General features: G+C 67.0%; 13 protein-coding genes and 2 pseudogenes. 10 read left to right on the top strand and 5 right to left on the bottom strand.

Translation table 11 applies throughout. From position 1 onward, the window contains the following. Positions 1-13 precede the first annotated feature (13 nt). From EET13_RS10595 to hemE, 4 genes are read right to left on the bottom strand one after another with little or no spacing between them, the layout of a single operon-like run. The gene (locus EET13_RS10595) at positions 14-763 is read right to left on the bottom strand and encodes a class I SAM-dependent methyltransferase (RefSeq protein WP_122442250.1); all 750 of its coding nucleotides are present in this window, start codon (positions 761-763) and stop codon (positions 14-16) included. Then, on the bottom strand, positions 760-1,503 hold the full coding sequence (gene hemQ, locus EET13_RS10590; RefSeq protein ID WP_122442249.1) for a hydrogen peroxide-dependent heme synthase: 744 nt from the start codon (positions 1,501-1,503) through the stop codon (positions 760-762). The genes EET13_RS10595 and hemQ overlap by 4 nt, the downstream gene beginning before the upstream one ends. A 43-nt stretch (positions 1,504-1,546) precedes the next feature. Continuing rightward, positions 1,547-2,887 (bottom strand): protoporphyrinogen oxidase, encoded by a 1,341-nt coding sequence (locus EET13_RS10585; RefSeq protein WP_122442248.1) that lies wholly within the window; start codon positions 2,885-2,887, stop codon positions 1,547-1,549. Next, positions 2,884-3,975 (bottom strand): uroporphyrinogen decarboxylase, encoded by a 1,092-nt coding sequence (gene hemE, locus EET13_RS10580; protein ID WP_122442269.1) that lies wholly within the window; start codon positions 3,973-3,975, stop codon positions 2,884-2,886. The genes EET13_RS10585 and hemE overlap by 4 nt, the downstream gene beginning before the upstream one ends. Positions 3,976-4,096: 121 nt before the next feature. On the opposite strand from hemE, the gene EET13_RS10575 reads away from it, so the two are divergent. The 6 genes and pseudogenes from EET13_RS10575 to EET13_RS10550 all read left to right on the top strand — a co-directional run bounded on the left by EET13_RS10575 (position 4,097) and on the right by EET13_RS10550 (position 9,831). Further along, positions 4,097-4,576 carry a hypothetical protein gene (locus EET13_RS10575; RefSeq protein ID WP_122442247.1) on the top strand — a complete coding sequence of 160 codons (480 nt, stop codon included), beginning with the start codon at positions 4,097-4,099 and terminating at the stop codon, positions 4,574-4,576. Positions 4,577-4,580: 4 nt separating this feature from the next. Continuing rightward, on the top strand, positions 4,581-5,318 hold the full coding sequence (locus EET13_RS10570; protein WP_122442246.1) for a gluconate 2-dehydrogenase subunit 3 family protein: 738 nt from the start codon (positions 4,581-4,583) through the stop codon (positions 5,316-5,318). Further along, entirely contained in the window at positions 5,311-7,005 is a 1,695-nt protein-coding gene (locus EET13_RS10565) for a GMC family oxidoreductase (protein ID WP_122442245.1), read from the top strand. Before EET13_RS10570 ends, EET13_RS10565 begins: the two co-directional genes overlap by 8 nt. A gap of 9 nt (positions 7,006-7,014) precedes the next feature. Further along, complete coding sequence (locus tag EET13_RS10560; RefSeq protein WP_122442244.1) at positions 7,015-7,836, top strand: enoyl-CoA hydratase/isomerase family protein; 822 nt, start codon at positions 7,015-7,017, stop codon at positions 7,834-7,836. A 57-nt stretch (positions 7,837-7,893) separates the two neighbouring features. Beyond that, a pseudogene (locus EET13_RS10555) lies at positions 7,894-8,528 on the top strand (DUF3000 domain-containing protein). Between the two features lies 1 nt (position 8,529). After that, the gene (locus EET13_RS10550) at positions 8,530-9,831 is read left to right on the top strand and encodes an HRDC domain-containing protein (RefSeq protein WP_122442242.1); all 1,302 of its coding nucleotides are present in this window, start codon (positions 8,530-8,532) and stop codon (positions 9,829-9,831) included. On the opposite strand, the gene dxs is transcribed toward EET13_RS10550, so the two are convergent. Then, a complete protein-coding gene (gene dxs, locus EET13_RS10545; protein ID WP_122442241.1) occupies positions 9,828-11,768 on the bottom strand; it encodes a 1-deoxy-D-xylulose-5-phosphate synthase in 1,941 nt (646 codons plus the stop codon). The genes EET13_RS10550 and dxs overlap by 4 nt on opposite strands. 193 nt (positions 11,769-11,961) lie before the next feature. On the opposite strand from dxs, the gene EET13_RS10540 reads away from it, so the two are divergent. The 4 genes and pseudogenes from EET13_RS10540 to EET13_RS10525 all read left to right on the top strand — a co-directional run. Next, positions 11,962-12,405: a CBS domain-containing protein gene (locus EET13_RS10540; RefSeq protein WP_122442240.1), complete on the top strand. Its 444-nt coding sequence runs from the start codon at positions 11,962-11,964 to the stop codon at positions 12,403-12,405. Between the two features lie 37 nt (positions 12,406-12,442). Continuing rightward, positions 12,443-13,732 carry an ArsB/NhaD family transporter gene (locus EET13_RS10535; protein WP_122442239.1) on the top strand — a complete coding sequence of 430 codons (1,290 nt, stop codon included), beginning with the start codon at positions 12,443-12,445 and terminating at the stop codon, positions 13,730-13,732. 33 nt (positions 13,733-13,765) lie between these two features. Next, positions 13,766-15,052: an ArsB/NhaD family transporter gene (locus EET13_RS10530; RefSeq protein ID WP_122442238.1), complete on the top strand. Its 1,287-nt coding sequence runs from the start codon at positions 13,766-13,768 to the stop codon at positions 15,050-15,052. A gap of 804 nt (positions 15,053-15,856) precedes the next feature. Continuing rightward, positions 15,857-16,540 (top strand): annotated as a pseudogene (locus EET13_RS10525) (PPE family protein); the annotation flags it as partial. Positions 16,541-16,704 lie beyond the last annotated feature (164 nt).

Raw genomic sequence — 16,704 nt, 5'->3', positions numbered from 1 at the left:
CCAGCGGCATCCGTCAGTCCAGCCGAGTGGCGTGCACTTCCCAGAAGGGTGCGTGTACTCGGCCACCGACCAGCCATGGTTGCATCGCCCGGAACCGTTCTAGCATGGGTCGCACCTTGTCGGCCATATCGGGATTGCGCGCCGCCATCATTTCGATCACCTCGACGCTGAGGTTGATCTGATAGGTGGTCGGTCCCATATATGTGATCTCCCAGCCGCCGACGGGCAGCACCTGGCGAAAGTCGTCCTGGGACAAGGACCGCTCCATCGTGAAGCCGTTGACGTCATGCTCCCCGAACTCGAACATGTACAGCCGCGCACCGGGTTTGGTGGCCCGGTACAGCGCCTGGACGTAGGACTTTTGTAGCTCCGGGGCCGTGCTGAACGTGTGATAGAAAGCGCAGTCGACGACGGTGTCGAACCGATTGTCCAGCCCCGCCAATTTGGTGGCGTCGGCCACTCGGAAGTCCACTGACACGCCGGCCTTCCGTGCGTTGGCGCGGGCGCGCTCGATAGCGGCGGCCGACCCGTCCACGCCGGTAGCCGATAAGCCCTTGGCGGCGTAATAGATCGCGTGGTGGCCCGGCCCGGTGCCCGGGTCGAGCACCTCACCCTTGATCGCACCCAGCGCGACGAGTTGCTGGACCACCGGTTGGGGTCCGCCGATATCCCAGGGCGTGGCCGCGGGAAGGCCGTGGATTACTCGCTCGTCGCGGTACATCTCCTCGAAGCGGGTGGGATCGGTCGGGTCGGGTCGGGTCATGGCAGCGAGTTCACCAGCTGCTCTACCGGCACCCGCGGCCCGCTGAAAAACGGCGTCTCGGCGCGGGTGTGCCGCCGAGCGTCGGTGGCACGCAGTTCCCGCATCAGATCGACGATACGGTGCAGTTCGGGGGCCTCGAACGCCAGGATCCATTCGTAGTCGCCCAGCGCGAACGCCGGCACCGTGTTGGCCCGCACGTCCTTGTATTCGCGGGCGGCCATGCCATGCTCGGCGAGCATGCGGCGCCGCTCGTCGTCGGGCAGCAGGTACCACTCATAGGACCGCACAAAGGGATACACGCAGATGTAGGCACCCGGCTCCTCGCCGGCCAGAAACGCCGGAATGTGGCTCTTGTTGAACTCCGCCGGCCGGTGCAGCGCAACACTGCTCCACACCGGCATGCAAGCCCGGCCCAGGGCGGTGCTGCGCCGAAAGTCGGCATAGGTGGCTTGCAGCGCTTCCACCCGCTCGGCGTGGGTCCAGATCATGAAATCGGCGTCGGCCCGCAGGCCCGCCACGTCGTAGAGGCCGCGCACCACGACGCCGCGTTCCTCCTGCTGCTTGAAGAACATCGCAGCATCATCCACCACTGCCTCCCGCTGCTCCCCGAGCTCGCCGGGACGCACCGCGAACACCGAGAACATCAGGTAGCGAATGGTGGCGTTCAAGGCCGCATAGTCAAGTTTCGCGTCAAGTTTCGCGTCAAGTTTCGCGTCAAGTTTCGCGCCCAGGCGTGCCATGGCACCTATCGTGCCATCTGTGCGGCCACGCCTGCTCAGGGCCTCACAAGGCCTCGATGATGCCGGTGACCGCCCGATCGGCCGCTGCGACACAGGCCGGCACACCGATCCCGTCGAGGTAGCTGCCCGCCACGGCCAATCCCGCAGGCAAACCGGCGCGCACCTCGGCCGCCAGATCCGCGTGCCCGGGTCCGTACTGCGGCATCGCCTCGATCCAGCGCTGCACACGAAAATCGATGGGGTGCACGGCCAGACCGAACACCGTGGCCAGATCGTCGAGGGACCAGGCCAGCAACTCCTCGTCGGACGCGCGCTCGGCCAGGTCATCGCCGAACCGCCCGAACGACAGGCGCAACAGCTGCGTGTCCCCGCGCGGGCCCCACTTGCGTGACGACAACGTGATCGCCTTGGACCGCAACCGCTCGCCACTGGCCACCAGTACCCCGGAACACCGCGGAAACGGGATGTCGAGTGGCACCGCCAGCGCCACCACCGCCGACGAGGCACTTGTTATCCGGCGGGCGGCCGCGGCGCTGCGCGGGGCGATTTCGTCGACCAACGGCCCCAGGCGCGGGGCCGGGATGGCCAGGATCACCGCGTCCGCAGGCCAACGACCGCCCGAGTCATCGCACACCGCCCAGCCGGGCTCAAGCTGCGTCACGGTGGCGCGCACCCACTGCGCCCGGCTGCGGGCCACCAGCTCGTCCACCAGCACCCGGTATCCCCCGTCCAGCGCGCCGAATACCGGTCCATCGCCAACCGCCGGCAGCCCGTGCCGAACCGCGTCGGTCAAGCTGGCGGCGCCGTGATCGAGCGCCGCCGCCACAGTCGGGGCGGCCGCGCGCAACCCGATCGTCGCCGCCGAGCCCGCATACACCCCGCACAGCAGCGGGTCCACCGACCGAGCCACCGTCTGCTCGCCGAACCGGTCGGCCACCAGCTCCGCCACCGCTGGGTCGCTGCCCGGACGCCAGCTGAACGGTCGACCGGGTTCGCCCTCGATGCGCGCGATCGTGGCGTCGTCGACGAGACCGGCCAGCGACGACGCCGACGTCGGGATCCCCATTACCGTCCCCGACGGCAGCGCGTGCAGCTGTTGGCCGCTGTAGATCAGCGGCCGGACGCCGGTGGTGGCGCGTTGAGACTCGACCAGGCCCAACTCGGCCAGCAGTGCGGGCACCTCGGGCCGGCGCAGCACGAACGCTTCAGCACCCACATCCATCGGTTGTCCGCCGACTACCTCGGTGCGCAATATCCCGCCGAGCCGGTCCCCCGGGTCGAACACCGTGATGGTCGCGTCGGCACCGGCGGCAGCCCGCAACCGATACGCTGCTGTCAATCCCGAAATCCCGCCGCCCACAACGCAATACGCGCGCGGGCTCATAGCGAATGGACCAGCGAAACCAGTTCGGTCAGCATGCCGGGATCGGTCTGCGGCAACACCCCGTGGCCGAGGTTGAAGATGTGACCGGCGGCGCCCGCGTCGACCGCGCGGCGTCCGTCGTCGACGACGGCGCGGGCGGCGCGTTCCACCACAGGCCAGCCCGCCAGCAGCAACACCGGGTCGAGGTTGCCCTGCAGCGCCGTGCCCGGCTGCACCCTGGCGGCCGCATCGGCCAGCGCGGTCCGCCAGTCGACGCCGACGACGGTCGCCGTACCCGGCTGGACAGCCTCCGACATGGCGCCGAGCAGCTCGGCGGTGCCGACCCCGAAGTGCGTCATCGGCACGCCGTGTTCGGCCAGCGTGCCGAACACCCGCGCACTGTGCGGCAGCACGTACTGGCGGTAGTCGCTCAGCGACAACATGCCAGCCCAGGAATCGAACACCTGGATGGCGTCCACACCGGAGTGGATCTGGCCGCGAAGGAAGGCGATGGTGAGGTCGGTCAGCTTGCTCATCAGCGCATGCCAGCTCGCCGGCTCGGCCAGCATCATCGCCTTGGTGCGGATGTAGTGGCGACTGGGTCCGCCCTCGATAAGGTAGGACGCCAGCGTGAACGGCGCACCGGCGAAACCGATCAGCGGGACATCACCCAGCGCCGCGACCAACAGCTCAACGGTCTGCAGGACTGGTTGAATAGCTTGTGGGTCAAGGGGTTTGATGTGTTCGATATCGGCGGCGGTGCGCACCGGGTGGGCGATCACCGGGCCCACGTCGGCCACGATGTCCAGCTCAACGCCCGCAGCCCGCAGTGGCACCACGATGTCGGAAAACAGGATCGCCGCGTCCACACCGTAGCGGCGTACCGGCTGCAGGGTGATCTCGCAGGCCACGTCCGGCTCGAGGCAGGCCTGCAGCATGCTGTGCTGCTGGCGCAGCGCGCGATATTCGGGTAGCGAACGGCCGGCCTGCCGCATGAACCACACCGGCACTCGGCTGGGTTTGCGACCGGCCACCGCGGCCAGATAGGGCGAGTGCGGAAGCTCGCGGCGGGTACGCGCAGGAGTATTCACTGGCCTCAATGCTGCCATGACGCGCACACCGGCACGTGTGCCCCATGGGTTGTTTGGGTACTGCCCAATACAGCGGTCCCCGCAGTGCGCGGAAATTCGCCCCGCGAAGACCACAGATGGCAGGCAAGGAGACGGGTTCATGTTGCTGACTCGAGATTCGGCACCGAGCGGGCACTTGGTCGAGGAGGCGGAGTATTTCGTCGACCGGGTGCTGCACAACGTCGCCCACGGTCGCTTCGAGCGGTCATTGTCGGGGCTGACGGCGTTCGCGGCGCTGGTGACCACCGCGGAGATCTACTTCGAGCACTATCGCGCCAGCTTCGGCAACAAATGGATGTGGAGCCCGATCGTGGTCACCCCGCCGGTGGTGATCGCCGGGGTGGGCGGGGTGTTCTCCAAGCGCTGGGCCAAGCGGTGGCTGCCGGCCACGGCGGCGGTGTACGCGGCGAATGGGCTGATGGGCCAGTATTTCCACGCGCGCGGCGTCGCGCGGCGACCCGGCGGGTGGCGACTGTACAACTACAACGTCCCGATGGGTCCTCCCATCGCCGCACCCGGCCTGATGAGCATCGTGGGGGCGATGGGTCTGCTGGCCGCGGTTTTGCGACGGGAGAAGTAGCGCCGTGCCCGACATCTCGAACGGACAGCACCTGCCGAAGCTGCGACCGGACGGCAAGCCGCTGCATCCGTCGTGGCTGCCGCGCCAGCGCCGCGGCGTCACACCGCAGATGATCGGCCGCTATCCCGACTACGACGTGCTGTCGACCGTCGACAGCTGGGATGCGGCCACCCGGCGCGTGGTGCTGGCCCGGCTGGACAAGCCGGGGCCACTGCGGTTCTTCGAGGCGTCGCAGGAACCGGCGCTGCGCGCCTTTTGTGACACCGTCCTGGCCCAGGACGCCGAGCCGCGGATACCAGTGGCCGAGTTCGTCGACGCCAAGCTCGCCGATGGCCGGCTGGACGGCTATCAATACGACGACATGCCCGACGACCGCGACACCTGGCGGCTGGTGCTGTCGGGCCTCGACGAATCCGCCCGCGTCGCCGGCGCCGAGTCGTTCGCGGCGGCCGACCTCGCGACCCGCGAATCGGTGGTGCAGCAGTTCGCCGACGGCGAGTTGTCCGGCGGCAGCTGGGAGAAAGTGAACGTCTCCCGGGCCTGGTCGGTGGTGATGCGGATGACCCTGAGCGGCTTCTACAGCCACCCATGGGCATGGAACGAGATCGGCTTCGGTGGGCCGGCCTATCCTCGCGGCTTCATGCGGCTGGGCGGAGTGGGAAGCCGGGAGCCGTTCGAAGCCCCGGGAGCCACCTCCGAAGACCCGGTCGCCACTGTCGAACAGGAACACATCGATGGGTGACTTTTGGCGCGGGCTGCTCAAGGGCTCGCTCGGGCCGCGCGACAACGATTCGCGGTTCCTGCTCGACGTGCACTCGCGTGACCTGCCCGGCGAGGCCACCATGCGCCGCTACTCCGACGACGAGGAGGTCGACCTGGTGGTCGTCGGCGCCGGCGCCGGCGGTTCGGTACTGGCTCAGCGGCTGGCCCGGGCGGGCTGGCGCATCGTGATCCTGGAGGCTGGCCCGTTCTGGCACCCCGACGAGGACTGGGTGTCCGACGAGGCGGGGTCGCACGAGCTGTACTGGACTCAGAAGCGGATCATCGGCGGATCGGATCCGGTCGAACTGGGCAAGAACAACTCCGGCCGCGGCGTCGGCGGGTCGATGGTGCACTACGCCGGCTACACGCCGCGCTTTCATCCCAGCGACTTCGAGACCTTCACCCGCGACCGGGTCGGCGCCGACTGGCCGATCAGCTACGCCGACCTGCGGCCACACTACGAGCGCCTCGAACTCGAGTTGCCGGTAGCCGGTCAGGACTGGCCGTGGGGCTACCCGCACCGCTATCCGCATGCGCCGCATCCGGTTTCGGGCGCCGCGATGAAACTCTGGGAAGGCGCGATGAATCTCGGCATCGAGATGCGAGTCGGCCCGGTCGGCATCGTCAACGGCACCTTCGGCAACCGGCCGCACTGCATCTACCGCGGCTACTGCCTGCAGGGTTGCAAGGTCAACGCCAAAGCCAGCCCGTATGTCACTCACCTACCCGACGCGCTGGCCCACGGCGTCGAGATCCGGGCGAACTGCATGGCCAGCCGTGTCGAACTCGACGAATCCGGAAATGCCAGCGGTGTAACATATTTGGACGAGATTGGGGCCCGTGAGCGGTTCCAGAGGGCCAAAGTGGTTGCAGTGGCCTGCTATTCGATCGAAACTCCGCGATTGCTGCTCAACTCCACCAGCCCGCGTTTCCCGAAGGGCTTGTGCAACAACCACGACCAGGTGGGCCGCTACGTCATGGTGCAGGGAGCATCACAGACCGCGGGCCGCTGGCCGGAGGAACTGCGCATGTACAAGGCGCCGCCGCCGGAGGTGTCCTCGGAGCAGTTCTACGAAACCGACCCCGACCGCGGATTCGCCCGGGGCTTCTCCATCCAGACGGTGTCCCCGCTGCCGATCGGCTGGGCCGAGCATGTCCTTGCCGACGGGCATTGGGGCGCCGCGCTGCGCGAGTACATGCGCGACTACAACCACTGGTCCACCATCGGCGTGCTCAACGAGCTGCTCCCGCACGCCGACAACCGCGTCACCCTGGTCGAGGAAACCGATCACTACGGGCTGCCCATCGCACGATTCGACTACCGCCTGTCGGACAACGACAAGGCCAACATGGAGTACTCCACTGAGGTGATCACCAACATCCTGCACGCCGCAGGGGCGCAGGATGTGCTGACCATCCAGCGCTTTGCCCACCTCATCGGTGGTGCCCGGATGGGCAGCGACCCGCAGAGCAGCGTCGTCAACTCCGACCAGCGAAGCTGGGCGGTGCCCAACTTGTTCATCGCCGACGGTTCGGTGTGCCCCACCCAGGGCAGCGCCAACCCGGCACTGACCATCATGGCGCTGGCCTCGCGGCTGGCCGAGCGGATCGTGCGCGGTGAGGTCAAGGCAGACGCCCTGGTCGGCGGCCGATCGGCCCGTGCGTAACATCCAGGTATGTCAGTGCGCCACCCGCCTGTCGACTACGGCGAGTTTCCAAGTCTGCGAATAGAACCCACCGATAACGGCGTGCTGAACCTGGTTCTGGACTCCCCCGGCCTGAATTCGGTCGGGCCGCAGATGCATCGCGACCTGGCCGACATCTGGCCGGTGATCGGCCGCGACCCAGCCGTGCGGGCGGTGCTGGTCCGCGGTGCGGGCAAAGCGTTTTCCTCCGGCGGCAGCTTCGACCTGATCGACCAGACGATGGGCGCCTATGAAGACCGGGTCCGCATCATGCGCGAGGCCCGCGATCTGGTGCTCAACCTGGTCAACCTCGACAAACCGGTGGTCTCGGCGATCCGCGGCCCGGCCGTCGGCGCCGGCCTGGTGGTGGCCCTGCTGGCCGACATCTCGGTGGCGGGGCGGACCGCGAAGATCATCGACGGACACACCAAGCTCGGGGTGGCCGCCGGGGACCACGCCGCGATCTGCTGGCCGCTGCTGGTGGGCATGGCCAAGGCCAAGTACTACCTGCTGACCTGTGAGCCGCTGTCCGGCGCGGAAGCCGAGCGCATCGGTCTGGTCTCGACATGCGTCGACGACGACGACGTGCTCGCCACCGCGACGCGCCTTGCCGAGAATCTGGCGCAAGGCGCCCAGCACGCGATCCGCTGGACCAAGCACAGCCTCAATCACTGGTACCGCATGTTCGGGCCCGCCTTCGAAACGTCGCTGGGCCTGGAATTCCTCAGCTTCAGTGGCCCTGACGTGCGGGAAGGACTGGCCGCGCACCGCGAGAAACGCCCGGCGCGATTTGACGCCGGTTCCGGGGGCTGAGCATGATTCGGCGCGCCTGTCTGCGGGTGTCGGACGTTAGGTCTACCGTCGGATTTTGTGACCCGCGCCGACGACAATGCGGAGCGCAGCGACGAGCAGGAGCCAAGCTCGTGACCGCAGCCGAACCGGCCCCCTTCCGCGAGGCGGTCGCGGCCATGAACGCTGTCACCGTGCGCCCGGAGATCGAACTCGGCCCCATCCGTCCACCGCAGCGGCTGGCGCCCTACAGCTACGCGCTGGGAGCCGAGGTCAAACATCCCGATCTCGACATCGTCCCCGAGCAGTCCGAGGGTGACGCGTTCGGCCGGCTCATCCTGCTCTACGACCCGGAGGGCTCCGACGCCTGGGACGGCACCATCCGCCTGGTCGCCTACATCCAGGCCGACCTCGACTCACAGGAAGCCATCGATCCGTTGCTGCCGGAGGTGGCGTGGAGTTGGCTGGTGGAGGCTCTCGAGTCGCGTACCGAGCACATGACCGCGCTGGGCGGCACCGTCACCGCCACCACCTCGGTGCGCTACGGCGATATCTCCGGACCGCCACGCGCCCACCAGCTCGAGCTGCGGGCATCGTGGACGGCCACCACACCCGAGGTGGGCAGCCACGTCGAGGCGTTCTGCGATGTTCTCGAACATGCCGCGGGCCTACCCCCGGCCGGGGTGGTCGACCTGAGCTCGCGGTCACGCGCCTGACATGTGCCCCGATCCGTCTCCGGCGGAGACTGAACCGTCGGGCAGTACGGCACCCGTGCCGACGCCGCTACTGCGTCCGGCGGAGGGAATGCCGGAGCTGTCGGTGACCGTCGCCCAGATCGAAGCCGCCGCAGAGCTCTTGGATCGCGGCCACGGGCCTTTTGCGGTCGACGCCGAACGGGCGTCGGGTTTTCGCTACTCCAACCGGGCCTATCTGATCCAGATCCGGCGGGCCGGCGCCGGCACCGTACTGATCGATCCGGTCAGCCACGGCGGCGAGCCGGCGACCGTGCTGCAGCCGGTCGCCGAGGTGCTCCGGGAAGACGAGTGGATCCTGCACTCGGCCGATCAGGACCTGCCGTGTCTGGCCGAGGTCGGCATGCGGCCGTCGGCGCTCTACGACACCGAGCTCGCCGGACGCCTGGCCGGGTTCGACCGGGTGAACTTGGCGACCATGGTCGAGCGGCTGCTGGGTCTGGGGCTGGCCAAGGGCCACGGCGCGGCCGACTGGTCCAAGCGTCCGCTGCCGGCGGCCTGGCTGAACTACGCCGCCCTCGACGTCGAACTGCTGATCGAGCTGCGCGCAGCGATCTCGCAGGTGCTGACCGAACAAGGCAAAACTGGTTGGGCCGCAGAGGAATTCGAGCATCTTCGGAAATACGAGTCGAGGTCGTCCGCGGTTTCGGCGCGACCGGACCGCTGGCGGCGAACCTCCGGCGTCCACAAGGTGCGCGACCGCCGGGGGTTGGCCGCGGTTCGCGAGCTGTGGCTGGCCCGGGACCGGATTGCCCAGTTGCGCGACATCGCGCCGCGCCGGATCCTGCCGGACTCGGCCATCATCGACGCGGCCATCGCCGACCCGAGATCGGTCGAGGACCTGGTCGCGCTGCCGGTGTTCGGCGGGCGCAACCAGCGTCGCAATGCCGCGACGTGGCTGGCGGCGCTGGAAGCGGCCCGGCGAAACCAGAATCCACCCGAGGTAACCGACTCGGCCAACGGGCCCCCGCTACCGGCGCGGTGGAGCAGGCGGAAACCCGAGGCGGCCGCCCGGTTGGAGGCGGTCCGGGCGGCGCTGTCCGACCTGTCTCAGCGGGTGGGGGTGCCGACGGAAAACCTGGTTTCGCCCGAGTTGGTGCGACGGCTGTGCTGGGAGTGGGCGGATTCGTTCGAGGGCGCTGCCGACGCGATCGACGAGTTCCTGCGGGTCGGCCATGCGCGGGCGTGGCAACGCCGGCTGGTGGTGCCGGTGCTGGCCGCAGCGATGGCCCGGGCCAACGCCCAATCCGAGGGCGACAGTCGCTAGTCGAGACGCTCGCTGATCTCCGACGCCGTCCCCAGAGACCGGCCGTACCCGCCCGCTTCTGACATCCCCAGCGCGGCAACCCAACCGGTGATGCGGCGGGCCACGTCCTGGTCGGTCAGCCCCAGATCGGCCAGCACCTCACCTCGTGACGCGTGATCGAAGAACCCCTGCGGCAGCCCGACGTCGCGGCACGGCACGTCGATCTCCGCATGCCGCAATGCGGCCGACACCGCTGAGCCGACGCCGCCGTTGACCCCGTTGTCCTCCAGCGTGACCAGCAGCTTGTGCCGCACCGCCAGCTCGCGAACACCGTCGGGCACCGGCAGCACCCATCTCGGATCGATCACCGTCACCCCGATGCCCTGGTTGTGCAGCCGCTTGGCCACCGCCAGCGCCATCACGGCCAGCGGGCCCACCGCCACCAGCAGCACATCGTGGTTCAGGCCCTCGGCCGGCACCGCGAGCACGTCCACTCCGGCCCGCCGCTCCAGCGCCGGAATATCTTCTCCGACATCGCCTTTCGGGAACCGCAAGGCCGTCGGGCCGTCGGTGACGTCGAGTGCCTCACCCAGTTCCTCGCGCAGCCGGGTGGCGTCGCGGGGTGCGGCCACCCGGATGCCGGGCACGATGTTCAGCATCGACAGATCCCACATGCCGTTGTGGCTGGGGCCATCCGAGCCGGTGACACCGGCGCGATCCAGCACCATGGTGACCGGCAGCTTGTGCAGCGCCACATCCATCATGATCTGGTCGAACGCGCGGTTCAGGAACGTCGAATAGATGGCGACCACCGGGTGCATGCCGCCCATCGCCAGCCCGGCAGCCGAGGTGATCGCGTGCTGTTCGGCGATGCCGACATCGAACAACCGGTCGGGAAAGCGCTGCCCGAATACGGTCAGGCCGGTGGGTCCCGGCATCGCCGCGGTGATGGCAACGATGTCGCGCCGCTTCGTGCCGTAACCGATCAGCGCGTCGGAGAACGTTGCCGTCCAGCCCGGGCCGGCCGTCTTGGTGGCCTGCCCGGTCACCGGGTCGATCGGAACGGTGGAGTGCATCTGCTCGGCCTCGTCGGCTTCGGCCGGGGCATAGCCCATTCCCTTGCGGGTGACGACATGCACGATCACCGGTCGGCCAAAGCCGCGGGCCTTGCGCAGCGCGACCTCCACCGCGCGTTCGTCGTGACCGTCGACCGGGCCGACGTACTTCAGTCCGAGGTCGGTGAACATCAGCTGCGGTGACAAGGAGTCCTTGATGCCGGCTTTGACGCTGTGCAGGAAGTGATAGCAGACCTCACCGACCAGTGGCACCGCGCGCACCACGTCGCGGCCCTTCTCGAGCATCTGCTCGTAGGCCGGCTGCAGCCGCAGGGTGGCGAGATGATCGGCGACGCCGCCGATGGTCGGGGCGTAGCTACGGCCGTTGTCATTGACCACGATGATCACGGGCCGGTGCGAACCCGCGATATTGTTCAGCGCCTCCCAGCACATGCCGCCGGTGAGTGCGCCGTCACCCACCACCGCGACCACGTGCCGATTGCGGTGCCCGGTCAACTCGAAAGCCTTGGCCAGGCCGTCAGCATACGACAGCGCCGCGCTGGCATGGCTGGACTCGACCCAGTCGTGTTCGCTTTCGGCACGGCACGGATACCCCGAGAGCCCACCTTTCTTGCGCAGGCTTTCGAAATCCTGGGCGCGTCCGGTGAGCATCTTGTGGACGTAGGCCTGATGACCCGTGTCGAAAATGATCGGGTCGTGCGGCGAATCGAATACCCGATGCAGCGCCAGCGTCAGCTCCACGACCCCCAGGTTGGGCCCGAGGTGTCCCCCGGTGGCGGCCACCTTGTGGATCAGAAACTCACGGATCTCCTGGGCCAGCTCCCGTAACTGGGCCTGGGAGAGGTGCTGCAGATCGGCGGGCCCACGGATCTGTTGCAGCATCTCGCCAGTGTACGCAGCAAGGGCCCATTTAGCCCCCGTGCTCGACCTTGATAACGTCAGTGCCCGGTGTGCCGGGAAGCCTGGTCGGCGTCGAGTGATACCGCAATGTCCGACGACGGCGAAAGAACATCCTGAGAAGATCATGGCCACAGCAGAGCTGACCGCGACCGGAAAAGCGACGTATCGTCGCCCTATGCGGGCCGAGGATATCGCCGAAGATTTTCCGGTTATCGACATCAATTCGAACGCGCTGGACGCGGCTCGCCTGTTGGCCGAGCATCGCCTGCCTGGGCTGCTGGTCACCAAGCCCTCAGGAAAACCGTACGCGGTGTTGCCGGCCTCCCAAGTCGTGCGATTCCTGGTGCCCCGCTATGTCCAGGACGACCCCTCGCTGGCCGGCGTGCTCAACGAATCGATGGCCGACCGCTGCGCCGAAAAGTTGAGCGGTAAGACGGTTCGCGAGGTGTTGCCCGACCACCTGGCCGAAGTGCCGCCGGTCAACGCCGACGACACCATCATCGAGGTGGCCGCGATCATGGCCCGGCTGCGCAGCCCGCTGCTCGCGGTGGTCAAGGACGGCAAGTTGCACGGGGTGATCACCGCATCGCGCCTCCTAGCAGCGGCGCTGCAGCGTTGATCGCACGGGATTCGGCGACAGTACAGGCAATTATCCGATGAGCGCGTTCGCGCTCACGGTCTTTGTGGTTGCTTACGCACTGATCGCCAGCGAACGCGTCAACAAGACGCTGGTGGCGCTGGCGGGCGCAGCAATCGTGGTCGCGCTGCCGGTCATCAACTCCGAGGACGTCTTCTATTCCCACCAGACCGGAATCGATTGGGACGTCATCTTTTTGCTGCTGGGCATGATGATCATCGTCGGCGTGCTGCGCCAGACCGGCGTGTTCGAGTACGTGTCGATCTGGGCGGCCAAGCGGGCCCGCGGCTCGCCACTGCGGATCATGATCCTGCTGGTTCTGGTCACCGCGGTCGCATCGGCCTTGCTGGACAACGTCACCACGGTGCTGCTGATTGCGCCCGTCACGCTGCTGGTGTGCGAGCGGCTAGCGATCAACGCCGCACCGTATTTGATCGCCGAAGCGCTGGCGTCCAACATCGGCGGCACGGCCACCCTGGTCGGGGATCCGCCCAACATCGTGATCGCCAGCCGAGGCGGCCTGAGCTTCAACGACTTTCTGATCCACTTGGCCCCCATCGTCATGATCGTGGTCGCGGTCTTCATCGTCATGCTGCCGCGGTTGTTTCCCGGAGCATTCGCCGCGGACCCGGATCGGGTCGCCGATGTGATGCAGCTCGAAGAGAAAGAGGCCATCCGCGATCACGGGCTGCTGATCAAGTGTGGTGTCGTGCTGCTGGCGGTGTTCGCGGCGTTCGTCGCCAACGAGCCCCTGCATATGAAGCCGTCCATGGTGGCGCTGGTCGGGGCCGGCATCCTGGTCGTGATCTCCCGGCTCGAGCAGGCCGATTATCTGGCCAGCGTCGAATGGGACACGCTGTTGTTCTTCGCCGGCCTGTTCATCATGGTCGGCGCTCTGGTGAAGACGGGTGTCGTCAAACAGATGGCGGAGTTGGCAGTCACCGCGACCGGCGGCAACACGTTGCTGGCGACGATGGTGATTCTGGCCGCATCGCTGGTGATCAGCGGGGTCGTCAACAACGTCCCCTATGCCGCGACCATGACGCCGATCGTCGCCGAGCTGACACCGGTGCTCGTCGACCGGGGAAATCCGGACGTGCTGTGGTGGGCCTTGGCGTTGGGCACCGACTTCGGCGGCAACCTCACCGCCATCGGCGCCAGCGCCAACGTCGTCATCCTGGGAATCGCCGCGCGGGCGGACAATCCCATCTCATTTTGGGAGTTCACGCGCAAAGGCATCATCGTGACAACCATGTCGTTGGCGCTGGCAGCGCTATACCTCTGGGTGCGCTACTTCGTGTTGGGATGACCGAATCGCAGCGGGAACGATGGAGGACAGCCGATGAGCGTCATCGCCATCACGATATTCGTGGTCGCCTACGCACTGATCGCCAGCGACCGGGTCAGCAAGACCCTGGTGGCGCTGGCAGGGGCGGGGATGATGCTCGCGATTCGAGTCGTCGGCTCCCACGACGCGTTCTATTCGTCGCAGACCGGGATCGACTGGGACGTCATCTTTTTGCTGCTGGGCATGATGATCATCGTCGGCGTGCTGCGCCAGACCGGTGTCTTCGAATACGTGGCCATCTGGGCGGTCAAACGCGCGAAGGGCTCGCCGCGCCGGATCATGATCCTGCTGGTGCTGGTCATGGCGTTCGGCTCGGCCATGCTGGACAACGTCACCACGGTGCTGTTGATCGCGCCGGTCACGCTGCTGGTATGTGACCGGCTGGCGATCAACGCATCGCCATTCCTGATGGCCGAGGTCTTCGCGTCCAACATCGGCGGCGCGGCGACGCTGGTGGGCGACCCGCCCAACATCATCATCGCCAGCCGGGCGGGGTTGACGTTCAACGACTTCCTGATCCACATGGCGCCGATCGTGCTGATCGTGCTCGTGGTCTTCGTCGCCCTGCTACCGGTACTGTTCGGCTCCATCGAGGTCCAGGCCGACCGCGTCGCCGACGTCATGTCACTGGACGAACGGGAAGCCATCCGCGACACCGGTCTGTTGATCAAGTGCGGCGCGGTGCTGCTAATGGTGTTCGCGGCGTTCGTCGCCCATCCGGTGCTGCACGTCCAGCCGTCCGTGGTGGCGTTGCTGGGCGCCGGCGTCCTCGTCGTGATTTCGGGGCTGGGGCGCTCGGATTACCTGTCCAGCGTCGAGTGGGACACGCTGCTGTTCTTCGCGGGGTTGTTCGTCATGGTCGGCGCTTTGGTGAAGACGGGCGTCGTCGACAAGCTGGCGCGGGCCGCAACAGAGTTGACCGGCGGAAATGAAACGCTCACGGTATTCCTGATCCTCGGCGCCTCAGCACCGATATCGGGCATCATCGACAACATTCCGTATGTGGCCACCATGACGCCGATTGTCACCGAACTGGTCGCAGCCATGCCGGGTCACATCCACCCCAACACGCTGTGGTGGGCGCTGGCGCTGGGCGCCGACCTCGGCGGCAATCTGACCGCGGTGGGCGCCAGCGCCAATGTCGTCATGCTCGGAATCGCCCGGCGCGCAGGCACTCCCATCTCGTTCTGGGAATTCACCCGAAAAGGGTTTGTGGTCACTGCGGTGTCAATCGCATTATCGGCAATCTACTTGTGGCTGCGTTACTTCGTATTGGGATAGCCGTAGGTCAGTGAGCTGAGCGCCCGGCGAGACTTACTGTTGGCGCTGAGACTGCGCCCACCGCACGCCAAGTGGCTTGGCGCGCACGCTCATCGCGGTCTCGCCGCGGATCGGGTCTCGGCAGCGGCAATGACCACGGCCCGTGCGGTTTGCGAACTTCTGGTTGAAGCGAGTTTGCTTCTTGGCCGCGCCGTGCGATTCGACCGAACCGCCGCGTCTGAATGCGTGCCCCACTGATTCGGTGTCTGGACATGGACCGGTTTAACGTGCCCGTCAGCGGGTATCTCACTCACCCTAAGCGCGCAGGGCAGTCCGGCTGCCCTGGTTGCACGCGGTGCCGAGCGTAGGGCATGGGGGCAGACAGTGTGCGAGATAGTGGAAAAGCTACGGTGCGCGATAGCGGCCCACCCCGGTTCTTGCTACGCGGCGCCAAGACCCTGGCGCACTGGAGTCCAACTCAACCGCAGCGTCGAAGGGTATCTGCAGCGCCGGCAACACCGGCCATGGCGTAATCGCGGATCATGACGTAACGGCGTATTTACGCCGTCGACAAACTCGAGCACCGAGCTCGGCGACTCCGCTGATCACTGTTGACTTCAGACCGCATGATGGTTCCCTAACCGACCATCAGGCCTGGCAATAGTCAAGCTCATGCGGCGTCAGGTGGACGCGAACATCGCGGTGACGATCCCTTGTCCGACACGCCATTTCGGCGATGTACCCATGGGTTCGCTGACCTCGCGCACCGGCGCGCATGCGCCGAACCGAATCCGCAGCCCATTCGCCAACTGGAGGTTGCAGAAAATGGACTTTGGGATGTTGCCTCCCGAGATCAATTCCAGCCGGATGTATGCCGGTCCCGGATCGGGACCAATGATGGCCGCCGCCACGTCCTGGGACATGCTCGCCGCCGACCTACGTTCGATGAGCGGTGTCTACCAAGGGGTGATCTCAGCGCTGACAAGCCAAGGGTGGCTGGGGCCGGCATCGGCCGCGATGCTGGGCGCGGCCGAACCATATATCGCATGGCTGTCCGCCACGTCTGTCCAAGCCGAACAAACCGCCGCTCAGGCCAGGGCCGCGGCCGCGGCATACGAGACGGCGTTCCTGCTGACGGTGCCGCCGCCGGTGATCGCCGCCAACCGGGCACAGTTGGCCGCGCTGGTGGCTACCAACTTTTTCGGTCAGAACACTGCCGCGATCGCAGGCGCCGAAGCCCAATACGGCGAAATGTGGGCACAGGACGCGACCGCGATGTACAACTACGCTGGCTCGTCGGCGACGGCGGCGAAATTGATGCCGTTTACTGCTCCCCCGCCAACCACCAACCCCGCCGGTCTGGCCGGCCAGGCCGGCGGGGTTGCCCATGCGGTGAGCACAGCTGCGGGACACCACACTCGGCTGCTTTCCAGCATGCCTGCGGCGTTGCAGCGACTTGCAGCCCCGATGGCGCCCGCGCCCAGTTCACCCTCACCGTTGTCGATGCTGAAAATGCTGGAGACCGCGGTTTCCATCGCTGTCTCGGTGTCGCTTGCCAGGGTGATGGGACCACCTGATTGCCAGGGGGATGGGACCACCGTGGCGCGTTATTGAGGATGGTCGTTGGGATGGTCGGGGTCAAGTTGGCCGGGTCGGGTGCGTTGGCGGTAGGA

Origin of the sequence: Mycobacterium attenuatum (assembly GCF_900566085.1) — a bacterium.
GTDB classification, from domain to species: domain Bacteria; phylum Actinomycetota; class Actinomycetes; order Mycobacteriales; family Mycobacteriaceae; genus Mycobacterium; species Mycobacterium attenuatum.
The sequence above is the reverse complement of the archived record's forward strand: the minus strand, read 5'-3'. Positions and strand labels throughout refer to the sequence as shown.

Excerpts from the sequence above, each read along its gene's own strand:
- hemQ (WP_122442249.1), bottom strand. The coding sequence starts at position 1,503 with ATGGCACGCCTGGGCGCGAAACTTGACGCGAAACTTGACGCGAAACTT.
- EET13_RS10560 (WP_122442244.1), top strand. The coding sequence starts at position 7,015 with ATGTCAGTGCGCCACCCGCCTGTCGACTACGGCGAGTTTCCAAGTCTG.
- EET13_RS10585 (WP_122442248.1), bottom strand. The coding sequence starts at position 2,887 with ATGAGCCCGCGCGCGTATTGCGTTGTGGGCGGCGGGATTTCGGGATTG.
- EET13_RS10565 (WP_122442245.1), top strand. The coding sequence starts at position 5,311 with ATGGGTGACTTTTGGCGCGGGCTGCTCAAGGGCTCGCTCGGGCCGCGC.
- EET13_RS10535 (WP_122442239.1), top strand. The coding sequence starts at position 12,443 with ATGAGCGCGTTCGCGCTCACGGTCTTTGTGGTTGCTTACGCACTGATC.
- EET13_RS10530 (WP_122442238.1), top strand. The coding sequence starts at position 13,766 with ATGAGCGTCATCGCCATCACGATATTCGTGGTCGCCTACGCACTGATC.
- dxs (WP_122442241.1), bottom strand. The coding sequence starts at position 11,768 with ATGCTGCAACAGATCCGTGGGCCCGCCGATCTGCAGCACCTCTCCCAG.
- EET13_RS10575 (WP_122442247.1), top strand. The coding sequence starts at position 4,097 with ATGTTGCTGACTCGAGATTCGGCACCGAGCGGGCACTTGGTCGAGGAG.
- EET13_RS10595 (WP_122442250.1), bottom strand. The coding sequence starts at position 763 with ATGACCCGACCCGACCCGACCGATCCCACCCGCTTCGAGGAGATGTAC.
- EET13_RS10550 (WP_122442242.1), top strand. The coding sequence starts at position 8,530 with ATGTGCCCCGATCCGTCTCCGGCGGAGACTGAACCGTCGGGCAGTACG.
- hemE (WP_122442269.1), bottom strand. The coding sequence starts at position 3,975 with ATGGCAGCATTGAGGCCAGTGAATACTCCTGCGCGTACCCGCCGCGAG.
- EET13_RS10540 (WP_122442240.1), top strand. The coding sequence starts at position 11,962 with ATGCGGGCCGAGGATATCGCCGAAGATTTTCCGGTTATCGACATCAAT.